Here is a 15,741-nt window from a genome sequence, read left to right as displayed (position 1 = left end):
GGCAAACCAACTGTTCTGTTTAGTAGGGTGAGGGCATGACCGATCAACCCCTGACCTCGCGCGGAGCCGCCACCTACCAGCGCATTCTGGATGTGGCGATCCAGGAGTTCGCCGAGCACGGGATCGCCGGAGCGCGCGTCGAGCGGATCGTGGCCGCAGCGCGCACCAACAAGGCGCAGCTCTACGCCTACTTCGGCAGCAAGGACGGGCTCTTCGACACCATCTTCTTCGGCTCGCTGGAGCGGATCGTGAACGTCGTCCCGATCGACGCCACCGACCTCGCGGAGTGGGCCGTGCGCCTCTACGACGAATATCTCCGCCGCCCCGACCTCATCCGACTGGCCACCTGGGCGCGCCTGGAGCGCCGCCCGGCCGGTCATCTGGTCGACCACCCCGACCGCCTCGACGATCACAAACTGCGCGCCATCGCCGAGGCCCAGGCCGCCGGCCTGGTACGCCAGGGAGATCCGTTCGACGTCATGGCCATGGTGATCGCCATGTCGATGGCCTGGTCACCGGTCAGCAACGTGTACGCGGCGACCGCGCAAGAGCCCCCCGAAGTGCATGAGCGGCGTCGTGCACTGCTCCGCGAGAGCGTCCGTCGCGCCATGACTGGCGACGAGGGGAGCAACTGATCGGGCGGCCCGGTACGGCACCGAAGGACAGGAGCCGGCTGCGTCCAGCGGTGAACGCGGCGCTCAGGCTGTCAGAGCCGTCCTCTCAGGGCCTGCACACCCGTTCGATCAGGTCCTGCCAGGCCGAGCCAAGGCTTTGTTCGATCTGAGGGCCTGCGTTGGTCAGTGCGTCGGTGGAAAGGTAGAGCAGGAGCGGGCCGTCGAGCGCCGCGGTGAGCTGGATCGCGAGCAGGTCGAGGTCCGCGCCGTCCAGGCTCAACTGGCGCAGGAGCATGCGGATGTGCATCTGTGACGCCGGTGTCTGGGGACTGCTCGGGAGCGGCTGCCGGCCGTCGAGCGCGAATCTGGCGATCTCCGTGTTCTCGATCAGCAGGCGCACCCGTGCCCGGCCGTAAGCGATCAGCCGTTCGACCGGCGGCGCCCCGGGACCGAGTGGCGGCGGCCCGGACATCACCCGTTCCTGCAAGCCTCGCTCGATCTCGTCGAGCAGTGCCTGGAAGATCCCCGCCCGGGTGCCGAAGCGCCGGAAGACGGTGCCCTTGCCCAGGCCCGACCGCTCGGCCAACGCATCCATCGTGAGCTGATCGGGACCGGACTCGGCCAGCATGTCGCGAGCAGTGGCCAGCAGATGTGCGCGGTTGCGCGCCGCGTCCGCCCGTTCCGGCCGCGGCGCTCCCCAGCTCACCTGTAGCCCGCTCATGGCGGTGATCCTAACAGTCGTCCCACCATGCGGGGGATAGTCCGTTTTTGCTCCCAGGTGATGCCGACGCAGACGTGGGCATGGGGCGTGGCTGCGCAGCCGCGACTTTCGGCGGTGTCAGGACGGGTAGTTGCCGGCGGCGAACTCGGCGAGCAGGCCCGGTTCGGACGGGGCCCAGCCGAGGCGCTCACGCGTGAGCGTGCTGGATGCCGGGAAGTCTCCGCCGGCGAGTCGTACGAACCCGCCGAAGTGGTCGGATGCCGCGTCTGCGTCGAGTGACCTCGCAGGGACGCCGAGGACGGTCGCGATTCCTTCGGCGATGTCGCGGAAGGCCACGCCTTCTTCGGCGACTCCGTGCAGGACTGTGCCGGCGGTCGCTTCTTCGACTGCGAGCCGGAAGAGCGTCGCGGCGTCATCGCGGTGCACCGCGGGCCAGCGATTGTCCCCCGCGCCCACGTAGGCCGACCGCCCGGTTCGACGGGCGAGACTGATGAGCTGGGGAACGAACCCGGTATCGCCCGTGCCGTGGACCGTCGGGGGAAGGCGGACAACGGATGACCGCACCCCGTGCTCGGCGAGACCGAGGACATGCTCGACGGCCTCGATGCGCTTGCCCGCAGGCCCGCTTGGAACTGCTCGGTCGGTTTCTGTTGCCACCTCACCCTCGGGGAGACCTGCGAGGCCGACGGCCATGACGAAAGGCCGCTGGGTCCCGGCCAGGGCTTCACCCATTGCCGTCACGGCCTTGTATTCCGTCTCGGCCGCCCCAGCGGGGTCCGTGGTGAACGCAACGTCGTGGCGGTATGCGAGGTGGATCACCCCGCCGCTCGCCTCAGCGGCACGGCGCAGCGAGTCGGGGTCCTCGAGGTCTGCCCGGACGGGCTCGGCACCGAGTGCTCGCACCGCGTCCGCGGCGGTGTCGGACCGTGTGGTTGCGGTGACTTGATGGCCTGCGGCGATGAGTCGGGGGACGAGAGCGGAGCCGATCCATCCGGTGGCACCGGTGACAAGGACGTGCATTGTTTTCCTCGCAGTGGTTGAGAATCCGGCCGATGAGTTCGCGGTCACCAGGGAACGGGGCCGTCGACGTCGGTGAAGGTCCCGGTGGGGCCATCGGCACCGATGGTGGCCATGGCAACCGCCTGGCGAGCACCGTCCTGCGGAGTCCCGGTCCCGCGGTGGTTGTTCAGGTCGGTGGCGACGAACCCGGGGCAGACCGCGTTGACGAGGATCTTCTCGGAGGCGAGGTCACGGGCGTACATCATGGTCACCGCGGTCAGCGCGGTCTTGGAGGGGACGTAGCCCAGCGCGATGGGATCGCTGTTGGCGAAGTCGGAGATCGCCGCGAGGGAGCCGGCGCTGCTGGATACGTTGACGATCCGCGGGCTGTCGGAGTTGCGCAGCAGCGGCAGGAACGCGCTGCTGACGGTGATGACACCGAACACGTTCGTCTCGAACACGTGGCGGACGTGGTCGACATCGGCCGAGCGGGGCAGTTGCCCGGCGAAGTCGGCTCCGGGCTGGTGGCTGACACCGGCGTTGTTGATCAGTGCGTCGAGGCGGCCGAAGCGGGACCGGACCGTCTCGGCAGCGGCGGACGCCGAGGCGGGGTCGGTGACGTCGAGGGCGACGGCGGTGACGTCGCCGCCCGCTGCGCGTAGTTCGGCGGCGGTCTTTTCACCGCGCTCGACGCTTCGTGCACCGATCAGGACGGTGTGGCCGAGTTCGGCGAGCTGGGCTGCGATTTCGCGGCCGATGCCTTTGTTGCCGCCGGTGACCAGGGCGATCATGGGGTGACTCATGGAATTCCTTCAGTGCTGGTGCTGGTGCTGGTGCTGGTGCTGGTGGCGCTGGTGTCCGGTCTGCTACCAGGGGAGAGGACCGTCGTCGCCGGAGAACGTGCCCGTCGGACCGTCAGGTCCTATGAGCGCCATGCGGACGACGTGCCGGGCGCCTTCCTCCACGGTCTTCGTGCCCTGGAAGTTGTTGAGGGCGGTCGCCGTGAAACCGGGGTCCGCGACGTTGACCTTGATGCCGGCCGGCTCCAGGGCGGTGGCGAATCCGAGCGTGGCGGCGTGCAGCGCGGACTTCGAGGTCGGATAGATACCGAACATGGAACGCTGCGGGTTGCTTTCGTCGGCGTTCAGCGTGAGTGAGCTGCCGGAGCTGCCCACGTTGACGATCCGCGCCGCCGGGGCCTCGCGGAGCAGCGGAAGCAGCGCCTGCGTCAGTGCGATCGGTCCGATGACGTTCGTCTCGAAGAACTGGCGGACGACGTCGGGTGACACCTCGGTGAGCAGGCCCGCGCGGGCACGCTCCTCCAGCGGCGTGTCGGCATCGCCGACGAACGAGATGCCGGCGTTGTTGACCAGCACGTCGAGGCGGCCGAACTCGTTTCGGATCCGCTGTGCGGCGGCCGCGATCGACCCCTCGTCGGTGACGTCGAGCTGCACCGCGTGGGCGTCCCCGTCGATCTCGGCCGCGGCGGCTTCGCCGCGGCCCAGGTCCCGGGAGCCGACGAGCACGGTGTACCCGTGCCCGGCGAGTTCCTTCGCCACCTGCCGGCCGATGCCTGCGTTCGCCCCGGTGACCAGGGCTACGGGAGTGTTCTGCATGGGATGTGCTCCTCTCGGTGGGCTGGTCGCCCAGCCCTCGGGATGGGGTCCTGGCGACTACTTGGATTCGACGCGGCCGAAAGCGTCGGGGCCTGTGGTGAGTGCGTCCTGCGCCGTCTGCCAGGCGGTGTCGTCGGAGCCGAACGCGGTGAGCAGGTAGGCGGCGGTCAGTTCGGCGACCGCGGCGACCCGGTCGGGGCTCTCGTCCGAGGTCTCGACGCTGTCGTGGCCCTGGATCCCGCCGAAGAGGTGCTCACCGTTGAAGACGGTCAGCAGGGTCTTGGGCCCGGGGGCCAGGTGGTAGGGGTCGGCGTGCCAGTCCGGCCCCATGGTCGTCCAGTGCTGGGAGTCGTCCTTGTCGCCGGCGACGACAAGCGCGGGCGTGGTCATCGTGGTGAGGTTCATGGTGCGGAAGACCGGCACCCGGTCGGCCGCGAAGCCGTTGAACGTGTCGCCACCCCTGCCGGTCGCGCCGATCAGCACGCCCTGCGTGATCCGGGGCTCCAGGAGGTTCACCTCTTCGTCCGTGTCGAGGTCGGTGATCCGGGCGCCGAGGAGGAGTTCGGCGGTGAAGCCGCCCAGAGAGTGCCCGGCCACCGCGACCTTGCCGCGGTCGACGCGCCCGGCGAGCTGCGGTACGGCCTGCTCGATCTCGTCGAGCCGGTCGAGGATGTGGCTCATGTCCTCGGCGCGCGAGCGCCAGAACAGCGGCGCTTCGGGCCTGTCGCCGACCAGGCGGCTCAGCCTCGGGGCGCTGAGGTGGTTGGGCTGGATCACGACGAAGCCGCGGGCCGCCCAGACCTTGGCGAGGGGGAGGTAGCCGTCGAGCGAGGACAGGCCGTAGGCCCCGCCGTGGCCGTGCGACAGGAGGATGACCGGCAGGTCGGTACCGGTCAGGGGTGCGGAGACACGGACTTCGAGGTCCAGGGGGCGTCCGGGCACGGCCAGCGCGATGGGGCTGACCGACATCACGGGCGGGGCGGACGGGTGCAGGTAGGAGTCGGCGACGGAAGTCCACTCAGGCATGGGTGTGCCCCTTTCTGAGGCCTCCGTGGCTGGTCGCGGCACGTCGAGGCACGGAGGGCGGGTGGGAGCGGTGAGAAACGTTCGGGCTCGGCTAAACTCGACGAAGCGGAACGTTGCTCCATTTACGATACGGAGCATCGCTCCGCTTTGCAACCGGAGAGGTTCATCCCGCCTGAGCGGCGGTCATGGGAGAGGAGGCGTGGTGCCCAGCAGTGCGGAGCAGTCCGGAGACGTGCCGATCACGGCCAAGCGGGCCGACGTGGTGCGCAACCAGAAGAAGCTGCTCGCCGCGGCTGCGGAGGTGTTCGCGACATCCGGTGTCGATGCGCCCGTCCGTGAGGTCGCAGCCAGAGCGGGCGTGGGCATGGGGACCCTCTACCGCCACTTCCCGACGCGGGCGGATCTCGTCGTAGCCGTCTTCCGCCACCAGGTCGAGGAGTGCGCCGAGGCCGGTCCGTGCCTGCTGGCCGAGAGCGAGTCCCCGATGGTGGCGCTGCGTCAGTGGGTCGACCTCTTCGTCGACTTCCTGGTCACCAAACACGGCCTCGCCGCGATCCCCCAGTCGGACAGCAGCTCGGCCACCCTCCACGCGTACTTCCTCGACCGGCTGCTGCCCGTTGCCGAGCAGCTCCTCGATGCCGCCGTCGACGCGGGCGAAGTCTCCGCCGACATCCAGCCCTATGAGCTGATGCGGGGTATCGGCAACCTCTGCATCGCCCCGGACCAGGATCCCCGCTACAACCCGCGCAGACTGATCGACCTGCTCCTGCGGGGGCTCCGCCCCTGAGCAGTGTGAGAAGGAACCCCTTCATGTACCCGTCCGATCGCAAGATCGGACGGGTTTTTTGCTTTCACCGAGACCACGCTGAATTTCCTGGTCAGAGCCTCCAAACCGCTGAGCGTGCGTGACGCGTGACGCGTTCGCCGTCCTGCGTGCCGACCTCCGGCATTGCCTGCACTCACTAAGCGGGGTAAAGTCCGTTTACGTCGACCGGATGGTTCCGCGCCTGTCGGCCAACGGGCAGAACCGTGTGTCGCGACTCTGCCGAGCCCCACTCCACAAGGGAGAAACCCATGACCACGATCGACGGCGAGGCGCGCTTCACGACGCTGCCGGACGAGCAGACCCTCACGGCGACAGTGGCCGCGCTCGAGGAGCACGGCTTCGGCGTGGAGGTCGTCGACGACTTCGAGTCCGCCCGGCAGAGCGTGCTGAAGCGGATCCCGCACGGTTCGCCCGTGATGACCAACACCTCGGCCACGCTGCGGGAGTCCGGCATCGAAGCGGCGATCAACGACCCGGACGGCCCGTACGTGTCGGCCCGCAACAAGATGATGACGCTGGACTTCCAGACCCAGCAGCAGGAGATGAAGGCCATCGCCGGGCAGGCCGACTACGCCCTCGGCAGCGTCCACGCCATCACCGCCGACGGCACCCTGGTCATCGCCTCGGCCACCGGCAGCCAGCTCGCCGCCTACGTCTGGGACGCCCCGAACGTCATCCTGGTGGCCGGCACGCAGAAGCTCGTCCCCACCTTGCAGGCTGCTCACGAGCGCGTCGTCGAGCACAGCCTCAAGCTCGAGGACGTCCGGGCGCAGGCCGCGTACGGGCAGCACAGCTACATCGGCAAGCTCCTGGAGATCCGGCAGGAGCAGCCCGGCCGCATTCACCTGGTGCTGATCCGCCAGAACGTCGGGTTCTGAGACCCGCAGGAAGCACTCGCCAAGTGAAGCTCTTCAACCGTTGTGGAGAGGACCTCGTGAGACGTCATCGATCGATCGCGACCGTTGGTGCCGCCGTATTCGCCGCATGCCTGGCAACCACCTCGCCTGCCGTCGCCGCGCAGACAACCGCCGTGCCGACGGCCTCGGCCGCGATCGACTGCGCGGACCACGCTTTCACCGCGTCCGGCCGAGTGGTCGAAGGCAGGACCTCGATCCCGTGGAGCTACTTCATCGTCGCCCGGGCAGGCACGATCGACGCATGTCTGGACGGGCCGGACGGCGCGGACTTCGATCTCGTGCTCAGGCACTTCGGAACCGGCGGGCTCCGGACCGTCGCGACCTCCTCGGGTGAGGAAGACGTCAAGACGCTCTCCTACGAGGGGGTGCCCGGCGCCTACCGGGTCGAGGTAGTGGCGACCAGCGGCAGCGGTGTCTACACGGTCGGCGTGACCTTCCCCTGAGCAGGCGGGGCTCACCCGCCACCCGTGGTCGTCAATTCAGTACGTACTCATCAAGGAGAGAACCCATGACCACCGCTGTAGAAACCGGCCTGTGGCAGCTCGACGCCACCCGCTCCACCGTCGCCATCAGCCACGTGACGATGTGGGGCATGGTCACCGTGAAGGGAACGTTCACCGGTGTCTCCGGCGAGGGCGAGGTCCGCCCCGACGGCACCGTCCGCGGCGCGGTGACCCTGGACGCCGCCTCCCTGGACACCAAGCACACCAAGCGCGATGAGCACCTGCGCAGCGCGGACTTCTTCGACGTCGAGCACCACCCCACGCTCGTCTTCGCAGTCCGGGACGCGGTGTTCCGCCAGAACGACGTCGTAGAGGTCAAAGGCCAGTTGACCGTACGCGGTGTCAGCCGCCCGCAGACCGTCACCGTGAAGGTCACCGAGTCGAGCCCGGACGCGATCACGCTGACCACCGAGTTCACCGTCGACCGGGACCAGTTCGGCCTGGACTGGAACAGGCTGGGGATGATGCGTGGCCTGACGACGGTGACCTCGACGCTCGGGTTCACCCGTAGGTGACGTTGCGGGCGTTCGGCGGCTCGTAGGGGTCGGTGTCCAGGCCCCAGGCGAGTACGCGGGCGGGATGGATGCGGATCAGTGCGGCGTCGAAGCCCGGCCGCAGCGGCTCGGCGGCGAGAAGCTCGGCGGTGCCACGGATTTCAATGCCCCGTGGATTCCAGGGTGTGGTCGAGGCCAGGTCGTCGATGACGAGAGAGACACGCGGGTCGGCCTGGATATTGCGGTACTTGCGGCTGGCGACGAGGTTGTGGCCGCCGATGTCGATCGTGTCGTACTCGCGGTTGTAGACGAAAGCGACCGGCCTGGCCTGAGGCGCTCCGTCGGGGGCGAGAGTTGCCAGGCGGCCGAGGAGCTGGCTGTCGAGGTACGTCTGCTCGTTGGCAGTGAAGACGCTCATGGATCCCCTTGATCGGGCGAGTGTCGGCGGAGAGGCGACGCGTGGGCCCGTCCTTGAGCCGACAGGCGAGCATCACCGATGGAACGTAAACGGACTATACCCCGCCTAGCTCAGGCGGCTGCGACAGCCAGATGAAAGCCGGTCGTCCCCCTCACGGAGGCAGGAACATGGAATTCGGCATATCGAGCATCGGCGACATCACGCGTGACCCCGTCAGCGGTGTTCTCGTCTCCGAGCACGAACGCATCCACGCGCTCATGCGCATCGCCGTCCACGCCGAGGAGGCCGGCTTCGACGTCTTCGCGATCGGCGAGCATCACAACCCGCCGTACTTCTCCAGCTCTGACACGACGCTCCTGGCCTACATCGCGGCACGGACCAAGCGGTTGACGCTCTCGACGTCGACGACGCTCATCACCACCAACGACCCCGTGAAGATCGCCGAGGAATTCGCGACGCTCCAGCACCTCGCGAGCGGCCGGGTCGACTTGATGCTCGGCCGCGGAAACACGCCGGCCGTCTATCCCTGGTTCGGCCAGGACGTCCAGGACAGCCTTCCGCTCACCGTCGAGAACTACGCACTGCTGCGCCTGCTGTGGCGCGAGGAGAACGTGAACTGGGCCGGGCGGTTCCGCGCGCCGCTGACGGGCTTCACCTCGGTGCCCCGGCCGCTGAACGGCGTTCCGCCGTTCGTATGGCACGGCTCCGTACGCACCCCCGAGATCGCCGAACAGGCGGCACGATACGGCGACGGCTTCTTCGTCAACAACATGTTCGCGCCGATGGAGCACTACGCCCGTTCCGTCGCGCTGTACCGCCGGCGCTTCGCCCATCACGGTCACGGTGCGCCCGAGGACGGCATCGTCGGCGCGGGATCCGGGATCTGGGTGCACGCGAACTCGCAGGACGCCATGCGGGAGTACCGCCCCTACTACGACGCGCACCCCATCCACTCCCGGTCCGGTGTGTCCATGGAGGAGGAGACGGCGACCACCGGCCTGACGGTCGGCAGCCCGGCGCAGGTGGTCGAGAAGGTGCTGAGGTTCCCGGAGCACTTCGGCACCCTGCGCAGGGTCCTGTTCGGCTTCGACTTCGGCGGTATGCCCGAGTCCAAGATCCACAACGTCATCGACCTCGTCGGCAGCGAGGTGCTGCCCGTGTTGAGGAAAGAACTCGCCGAATCCCCTACTCCGAGGCGCTGAGCGTGGCCAGGAAGTCCAGGGCGTCGGCTGTGGGGGTGCCCGGAGCGGCGTGGAGCAGCAGTACTTCCCACTCCTGCGGGCCGGCCACCTGGAACTTTTCGACGAGCAGTTCCATCGGGCCTGCCTGCGGATGCCGTATGCGGAAGGTGACCTCTTGTGCCGTGCGTACGTCGTGGCGCGCCCACAGCCGGCGGAACCGTTCGCTCTTGAGGGAGAGTTCACCGATCAGGGCGTGGAGACGTTCGTCGTCGGTCTCGGTGCCGATGCGGGCGCGCAGGTGGGCCACTGCGGTGGCTGTGTACGTCTCCCAGTCGTCGCGATAGTCGCGTGCCGCCTGCTCGGTGAACAGCACACGCAGGCGGTTCGTCCCGGGCTTCATCTCCGGTGACAGGGCTCGGGCCATACGGTTCGCGGCCAGCACGTCGCTGTACTTGTTGAACACCATGGCGGGCACGTTGAGGGTGTGCAGCAGCAGGACGAGGTTCGCGGGCACGCGTTCGTCCCCAGAACCCTGCCCACGACGGGGCCTTCGGCCGGTCAGCGACATCAGATAGGCCGTGCCTTCGGCGTCCAGTTGGAGCACCCCGGCCAGTGCGTGGATCACCTGGGCTGAGGGATTGCGGTCGCGCCCCTGTTCCAGGCGCAGGTAGTACTCGACGCTGATACCCGCCAGCAGGGCCACTTCCTCACGACGCAGCCCCGGCACCCGGCGTATCCCGTGTCCGGCCGCCAGACCCGCCTCGGCCGGTGTGATGAGTTCGCGACGGGCTCGCAGAAAGTCTCCGAGAGCGTTGTCCACGCCCTCAGCTTATGCGGCCGCAATCGAGTGTGGGTGTCCCTGTGACTACCAGGAACAACGGGAACTGGCTCCCTCGATTCGCACCGGTGAAGGTGTGGACATGACGACACGGACTTGGTTCATCACAGGGGTCAGCAGCGGGTTCGGCCGGGAGCTGGCCGAGCAGCTTCTCGCGCGCGGTGACCGCGTCGCCGGGACGGTGCGGCAGGACGGTTCGGTCGATGACCTGCGGGCCGAGTACGCCGAGCGGTTCTGGATCGGGCACCTCGATGTGACCGACCTGGCCCGGGTGCGGGACGTCGTCGACGCCGCCTTCGACGCGCTGGGCCGAATCGACGTCGTGGTGATCAACGCCGGTTACGGCCTCTTCGGCGCCGCCGAGGAGTTCACCGACGAACAAGTGGTGCACCAGATCACCACCAACCTGCTCGGCTCGATCCAGACGGCGCGCGCGGCGCTGCCGCACCTGCGCGCCCAGCGCGGCGGCCGGATCATCCAGCTCTCCTCGGTCGCCGGACTCGCCGCCCACCCGGGCGCCTCGCTCTACCACGCGGGAAAGTGGGGAGTCGAAGGGTTCATGGAGGCCCTGGCCGCCGAGGTCGCCCCGTTCGGCATCGAGGTGACGATCGTCGAGCCCGGCGGCGCGCGTACCTCGTTCGCCGGCAGCAGCCTGCAGTTGAGCGAACCGCTGGCCGCCTACGACAACACCCCGGCCGCGGCCGTACGCGTCTTCAAGGACATCGCGGTCCCGGTGCCCGGGGACCCGGTCAAGGTCGCCGCCAAGATCATCGACAGTGCGTCCCAGGAACCCGCCCCGATACGGCTGGTGCTGGGCAGCGACAGCTACCAGGGCGCCACCACCGCGCTGCGCAAACGCCTCGCCCAGATCGAGCCGCAGCGGGCCGGCGCCGCCGAGACCGACGCGGACGCGTGAAGCCCCGCCCACGCCACAGGCTTGACCGCTTACCCGTCCAGGCCGCATCACCGGAGCACCGGAGCACCACATCACCATGGACACCATCGACGTCAGGACGACGGCCGGAACGGTCAGGGGCACGCTCACCGGTGGGATCGCCGCGTTCAAGGGCATCCCCTACGCCGAGGCGCCCTTCGGCCCGAACCTCTTCCGACCGCCCGTCGCACGCAGCAGTTGGGAGGGCGTACGGGAGTGCACCGACTACGGCCCGCGTTGCCCGCAGCCGTCCTCGGGCCTGTTCACCGACCGGGCGACGGGCGAGGACTGCCTGTCGGTCAATGTATGGGCGCCACAGGGAGCCTCCCGGCTGCCGGTCCTGTTCTGGATCCACGGCGGCGGCTTCCTGATGGGCTCCAACGCCGATCCGGGAACGGACGGCACCTCCTTCGCCCGCGACGGCGTGATCCTCGTCAGCTGCAACTACCGCCTCGGAGCGCTCGGCTTCCTGCACGCCGGACATCTGGACGACGCCTACGCCACCGCCTCGGGCGCCTACGGCCTGGCCGACCAGATCGCCGCACTGCGCTGGACCCGGGACAACATCGCCCGCTTCGGCGGCGACCCCGACAACATCACCGTCTTCGGCAGCTCCGCAGGCGCCACGTTCGTCAACTCCCTGCTCGGCTGCCCCGACGCGCAGGGCCTGCTCCGGCGCGCCGTGTCACAAAGCGCCGCCGGCGCACCCGTGTTCGGCTTTCCCGCCGACGCGGCCGAGGCCGTCGCCGACATCATGCTCGCCAAACTCGGCGTGAAGGCAACCGACTTGCCCACCCTCGCCCCGGACCGCATCCACAAGGCGCAGCGCGAGATCATGTCCGAGGTGCAGCGCGGAGAACACCCCCGGTGCGGCCGGATGACCATCCCCTTCGTCCCCCTGACCAGCGGCGACCTTCTGCCCCGCCCGCCCTGCGACGCCATCGCCGACGGCGTGGGCGCCGACGTCGAACTGATCATCGGCACCAACCGCGACGAGTGCACCCTGTACGGACTGATGGAGGACATGGGCGCCGCGGAGACGGGCATGTCACCGGGCGCATGGGACGCCGACCCGGCGCTGCAGCAGCAGATCCTCAACGTCTACGAAGGCAGCCACGAGCACGGCTCTCCGATCCCGCCAGAGATCTCGATGGCTTCCGACCGGGCCTTCCGCATCCCCTCCCTGCGCATCGCGGAAGCACACCAGCGCGCCGGCGGCTCGACCCGTGTCTACCAGTTCGCCTGGCGCAGCCCCGCTTTCGGCGGACGCGTCGGTGCCTCCCACGGCATCGAAGGCCCCTTCGTCTTCGACGACTTCGCCCTGCCCATCACCCGAGCCCTCATCGGAGAACAGGCACCACAGAACGTCATCGCAGCCATGCACGGCGCCTGGGCCTCCTTCGCCACCACCGGCGATCCCGCCGCCACCGGCCACGTACCCACCTGGCCGCAGTACGAGACGCCCGGCCGTCCGACCATGGTCTTCAACGACACCACTGGCGTCGTGGACGACCCGGACAGCGCCGGACGGGCAGCCTGGGACGACGTCGACCTGCGCCTCTGACAACGCGGTTGTACCCGCTCGCGGAACTGGCCCGCGCGGCGGTCGAGCACGCACTTCGCCAGGATCCGATCGCCACACCCGACACGGGATCTCTCCGCGACGACGTCATCGAGTTGCCGCTGGAGGTGAACGCACGCAGAGTGGGCGTCGCAGCGCACCTGATGGCGCTCTTCGGGGACTTCTTCCGGGACCTCGCAACCGGTGCCGGAGGAGGACATCACCGAGATCGCCGACACCATCTATCTGCCGCTCGTGGCAGCGGACCGGCACGGCCCGGCTCGCTGAGGGCGGCCCGCTCTGCGACAGCCCGCTCGTTTCTGTGAGCTTCGTGTGAGTTCCGGGGTGCGCCTTCCGCCATCAGAGCTGATCCAAGGCTCTGACCTGCCCATCTGCGGCGCCGCTCCGGTCCCGCCTCACATACGACGTACAGAATCACGAAACTGGGTCCAGGCCCCGACACCAGCCTTGCTCTCAGACGCACCGCTCGGGTGCGCACTGTGCAGCAAGCTCTGGAGAAACTGATGATCGAAGTTCAGGGGCTCACCAAGCGGTACGGCGAGGTGCTCGCCGTCGACGACCTGAGTTTCACCGTTCGTTCCGGGGAAATCACGGGTTTCCTGGGGCCGAACGGCGCCGGCAAGTCGACGACCATGCGCATGGTCCTGGGGCTGGACGCGCCCACCTCCGGCACGGCCACTGTCGGTGGCAGGCCGATGACCGCGCAGCCCGCGCCGCTGCGGGCCATCGGCGCGCTCCTCGACGCCGGCGCGGTCCTGCCCAGCCGTAGCGCCTATCACCACCTGCTGGCGCTCGCGGCGAGCAACGGGCTTGCGCGCAGCCGAGTCGACGCGGTGCTGGAAGAGGTGGGGCTCGCCGCGGCGGCCCGCAGAGCGGCCGGGACGTACTCACTGGGGATGAAACAGCGGCTCGGCATCGCTGCCGCCCTGCTCGGCGACCCACCGGTACTGGTGCTGGACGAGCCGCTCAACGGGCTGGACCCCGAAGGCATCGTCTGGATGCGAGGACTCATGCGGCGCATGGCCGCCGACGGCAGGGCCGTACTGATGTCCAGCCATCTGATGAGCGAGATCGAACTCACCGTCGACCATCTCGTCGTCATCGGCCGGGGGCGTCTGATCGCCGACACCGGCATGGCCGACTTCATCGCCGAGCACGCCGCGCGCGAGGTCGTCGTACGCAGCCCGCACGCGGAGGCATTCGGCCGACGGCTGGCCGCCGCGGGCGCGCTGGTGCGAGCCGACGGTGAGCACCGTTTGACCGTGGCGGGTATCGAGGCCCGGGAGATCGGCGCCCTTGCCGCGGCCGACGGCGTGGAACTGCACGAACTGACCCTTCGGCAAGCCTCCCTCGAAGACGCCTTCATGGCACTCACCCAGGACAGCGTCGAGTACTCGGCAGACGTCGAGTACTCGGCAGACAAGGAAGCCGCCTGATGGTCACCACCGCAATCCGTGCGCGCTCCCGTACGGCGGACACCGCCCGGAGGCGGGCGGCCGGCAAGCCGTCCGGGCCGGATCAGCGCGCGGGCCGTGCGACGCTGCGGAATTCACTGCACGCCGAGTGGATCAAGATCCGCACCATGCGCTCGACCCTGTACGTCGTCCTCGGCACCATCGCCATGGGAGCGGCCATCGCCACCCTGGTGGGCTCGTCGGCCGGTGACGAATTCGCCGCCATGACGGCCGCGGACAAGCTCACCTTCGACCCCTTGGCCCTCAGCATGAGGGGCTACATGATGGCCCAGGTCACCATCGCCTTGCTGGGCGGCATGGTCATCACCGCGGAGTACGGCAGCCGTACGGTGGTCAGCACCCTGACCGCGGTCCCGCACCGGAGCCGTGTCCTGGCCGCCAAAGCCCTGGTGCTCTGCACGGTCGCCTTCCTGACCGGCCTGGTGTTCACGTTCGCCGGGTTCCTCGCCGGGCAGGCGGCGCTCAAGAGGGCGGCAGCACCGCACATGACGCCGGCGGACCCCACGGCGTGGCGCGCCGTCCTCGGGGGCGCCCTCTTCCTCGCTCTGGCCGGGCTTCTGGGACTTGCCGTGGGCACACTGATCCGTTCGACGACGGCCACGGTGACCACCCTGTTCACCGTGTTCCTGATCGTTCCGGCGTTCGGCCCGGCCCTTCCCGGAGCACTGTCGGACTGGACCCACACTTACTGGCCGCCCTCCGCCGGCGGTCAGATCATGACCGGCTACCACGATCCGGCGCTGCTGCACCCCTGGCCCGGCCTCGCGGTGATGGCGGGATGCGTCGTGATCGTGCTGACCGCCGCGTTCTTCACCTTCCGCAAGCGGGACGCATAGCAGGATGAGCACCAATCATCAGGACGGGACGGTCATGGCGGAACACCTGCTGGTCGTGGAGGACGACTCCACACTGCGCGAACTGCTGTCCGCGAGCCTGCGCCTGGCCGGTTTCGCCGTCACACCCGTCACGACCGGTGCCGAGGCACTGGCCGCAGTCCGGCAGGAGCGGCCCGACCTGATGGTGCTCGACGTCATGCTGCCGGACTTCGACGGCTTCGAAGTCGCACGCCGGCTGCGGCAGGAGCTGCCGGCATCGCCGGCCGGTCCGCCGCCCGTGCTCTTCCTCACGGCACGTGATGCGGCCGAGGACCGGATCAACGGGCTGACCGTCGGCGGTGACGACTACGTCACCAAGCCGTTCAACCTGGAGGAACTGATCCTGCGCATCCGCGCCATCCTGCGCCGCGTCAGCGGCCAGCAGCCGGACGGCCGCCTGGTGGTCGGCGACCTCACGCTGGACCCGGTCAGCCGTCAGGTGACACGCGCCGGCCACACCGTCCAGCTTTCCCCCACCGAGTTCAGTCTGCTGCGGGTGCTGATGGAGCACGCCGGGCAGGTGCTGTCCAAGGAACAACTCCTCGACCTCGTATGGCAGTACGACTTCGGCGGGGACGACAGCATCGTGGCGTCGTACATCAGCTATCTGCGCCGCAAGATGGACACCAAGGAGCCCAGGCTGATCCACACGGTGCGCGGCACCGGCTACATGCTGCGCAGGCCCCCGCAGTGAACGAAGACGCACGCCGCAGCCGAGGTCT

The 15,741-nt window shown here is 68.8% G+C and carries 18 protein-coding genes; 11 read left to right on the top strand and 7 right to left on the bottom strand.

The window, feature by feature from the left end; all coding sequences use genetic code 11:
* Positions 1-35: 35 nt before the first annotated feature.
* Positions 36-635 carry a TetR/AcrR family transcriptional regulator gene (locus AFM16_RS02115; RefSeq protein ID WP_078631971.1) on the top strand — a complete coding sequence of 200 codons (600 nt, stop codon included), beginning with the start codon at positions 36-38 and terminating at the stop codon, positions 633-635.
* Between the two features lie 85 nt (positions 636-720).
* Here AFM16_RS02115 and AFM16_RS02110 read toward each other — a convergent pair whose 3' ends face one another.
* The 5 genes from AFM16_RS02110 to AFM16_RS02090 all read right to left on the bottom strand — a co-directional run bounded on the left by AFM16_RS02110 (position 721) and on the right by AFM16_RS02090 (position 4,976).
* Positions 721-1,335: a TetR/AcrR family transcriptional regulator gene (locus tag AFM16_RS02110; protein ID WP_078631969.1), complete on the bottom strand. Its 615-nt coding sequence runs from the start codon at positions 1,333-1,335 to the stop codon at positions 721-723.
* Between the two features lie 117 nt (positions 1,336-1,452).
* The gene (locus AFM16_RS02105; protein ID WP_078631967.1) at positions 1,453-2,355 is read right to left on the bottom strand and encodes an SDR family oxidoreductase; all 903 of its coding nucleotides are present in this window, start codon (positions 2,353-2,355) and stop codon (positions 1,453-1,455) included.
* Positions 2,356-2,399: 44 nt separating this feature from the next.
* Positions 2,400-3,137, bottom strand: a complete 738-nt coding sequence (locus AFM16_RS02100) for an SDR family oxidoreductase (RefSeq protein WP_078631965.1) — start codon at positions 3,135-3,137, stop codon at positions 2,400-2,402.
* Positions 3,138-3,200: 63 nt separating this feature from the next.
* Positions 3,201-3,950 carry an SDR family NAD(P)-dependent oxidoreductase gene (locus tag AFM16_RS02095; protein WP_078631963.1) on the bottom strand — a complete coding sequence of 250 codons (750 nt, stop codon included), beginning with the start codon at positions 3,948-3,950 and terminating at the stop codon, positions 3,201-3,203.
* 57 nt (positions 3,951-4,007) lie between these two features.
* Positions 4,008-4,976: an alpha/beta hydrolase family protein gene (locus AFM16_RS02090; protein WP_078631961.1), complete on the bottom strand. Its 969-nt coding sequence runs from the start codon at positions 4,974-4,976 to the stop codon at positions 4,008-4,010.
* Positions 4,977-5,178: 202 nt separating this feature from the next.
* Here AFM16_RS02090 and AFM16_RS02085 point away from each other — a divergent pair, with 202 nt between their 5' ends.
* From AFM16_RS02085 to AFM16_RS02070, 4 genes are all read left to right on the top strand, one after another.
* Entirely contained in the window at positions 5,179-5,763 is a 585-nt protein-coding gene (locus AFM16_RS02085) for a TetR/AcrR family transcriptional regulator (protein ID WP_078636808.1), read from the top strand.
* 287 nt (positions 5,764-6,050) lie between these two features.
* The gene (locus AFM16_RS02080; RefSeq protein WP_051780071.1) at positions 6,051-6,680 is read left to right on the top strand and encodes an LUD domain-containing protein; all 630 of its coding nucleotides are present in this window, start codon (positions 6,051-6,053) and stop codon (positions 6,678-6,680) included.
* Between the two features lie 23 nt (positions 6,681-6,703).
* The gene (locus AFM16_RS02075; RefSeq protein ID WP_143648291.1) at positions 6,704-7,162 is read left to right on the top strand and encodes a hypothetical protein; all 459 of its coding nucleotides are present in this window, start codon (positions 6,704-6,706) and stop codon (positions 7,160-7,162) included.
* A gap of 65 nt (positions 7,163-7,227) precedes the next feature.
* Entirely contained in the window at positions 7,228-7,737 is a 510-nt protein-coding gene (locus AFM16_RS02070) for a YceI family protein (RefSeq protein WP_078631957.1), read from the top strand.
* On the opposite strand, the gene AFM16_RS02065 is transcribed toward AFM16_RS02070, so the two are convergent.
* Positions 7,724-8,134: a PPOX class F420-dependent oxidoreductase gene (locus AFM16_RS02065; protein ID WP_078631955.1), complete on the bottom strand. Its 411-nt coding sequence runs from the start codon at positions 8,132-8,134 to the stop codon at positions 7,724-7,726. The two genes, AFM16_RS02070 and AFM16_RS02065, sit on opposite strands and share 14 nt — an antisense overlap.
* Before the next feature lie 167 nt (positions 8,135-8,301).
* Here AFM16_RS02065 and AFM16_RS02060 point away from each other — a divergent pair, with 167 nt between their 5' ends.
* Positions 8,302-9,336: a CE1758 family FMN-dependent luciferase-like monooxygenase gene (locus AFM16_RS02060; RefSeq protein ID WP_078631954.1), complete on the top strand. Its 1,035-nt coding sequence runs from the start codon at positions 8,302-8,304 to the stop codon at positions 9,334-9,336.
* Here the strand turns inward: AFM16_RS02060 and AFM16_RS02055 are convergent.
* On the bottom strand, positions 9,320-10,135 hold the full coding sequence (locus AFM16_RS02055) for a helix-turn-helix domain-containing protein (protein ID WP_078631952.1): 816 nt from the start codon (positions 10,133-10,135) through the stop codon (positions 9,320-9,322). The genes AFM16_RS02060 and AFM16_RS02055 overlap by 17 nt on opposite strands.
* 100 nt (positions 10,136-10,235) lie before the next feature.
* Here AFM16_RS02055 and AFM16_RS02050 point away from each other — a divergent pair, with 100 nt between their 5' ends.
* From AFM16_RS02050 to AFM16_RS02030, 5 genes are all read left to right on the top strand, one after another.
* A complete protein-coding gene (locus AFM16_RS02050; protein WP_078631950.1) occupies positions 10,236-11,069 on the top strand; it encodes an SDR family oxidoreductase in 834 nt (277 codons plus the stop codon).
* A 76-nt stretch (positions 11,070-11,145) separates the two neighbouring features.
* Positions 11,146-12,651 carry a carboxylesterase/lipase family protein gene (locus tag AFM16_RS02045; RefSeq protein ID WP_078631948.1) on the top strand — a complete coding sequence of 502 codons (1,506 nt, stop codon included), beginning with the start codon at positions 11,146-11,148 and terminating at the stop codon, positions 12,649-12,651.
* Positions 12,652-13,172: 521 nt separating this feature from the next.
* Positions 13,173-14,105 (top strand): ABC transporter ATP-binding protein, encoded by a 933-nt coding sequence (locus AFM16_RS02040; RefSeq protein WP_078631946.1) that lies wholly within the window; start codon positions 13,173-13,175, stop codon positions 14,103-14,105.
* The gene (locus AFM16_RS02035) at positions 14,105-14,980 is read left to right on the top strand and encodes an ABC transporter permease (RefSeq protein ID WP_078631944.1); all 876 of its coding nucleotides are present in this window, start codon (positions 14,105-14,107) and stop codon (positions 14,978-14,980) included. The genes AFM16_RS02040 and AFM16_RS02035 overlap by 1 nt, the downstream gene beginning before the upstream one ends.
* Positions 14,981-14,984: 4 nt before the next feature.
* Positions 14,985-15,713 (top strand): response regulator transcription factor, encoded by a 729-nt coding sequence (locus AFM16_RS02030; RefSeq protein ID WP_245177608.1) that lies wholly within the window; start codon positions 14,985-14,987, stop codon positions 15,711-15,713.
* Positions 15,714-15,741: the final 28 nt, after the last annotated feature.

Origin of the sequence: Streptomyces antibioticus, from assembly GCF_002019855.1 — a bacterium.
GTDB classification, from domain to species: domain Bacteria; phylum Actinomycetota; class Actinomycetes; order Streptomycetales; family Streptomycetaceae; genus Streptomyces; species Streptomyces antibioticus_B.
The sequence above is the reverse complement of the archived record's forward strand: the minus strand, read 5'-3'. Positions and strand labels throughout refer to the sequence as shown.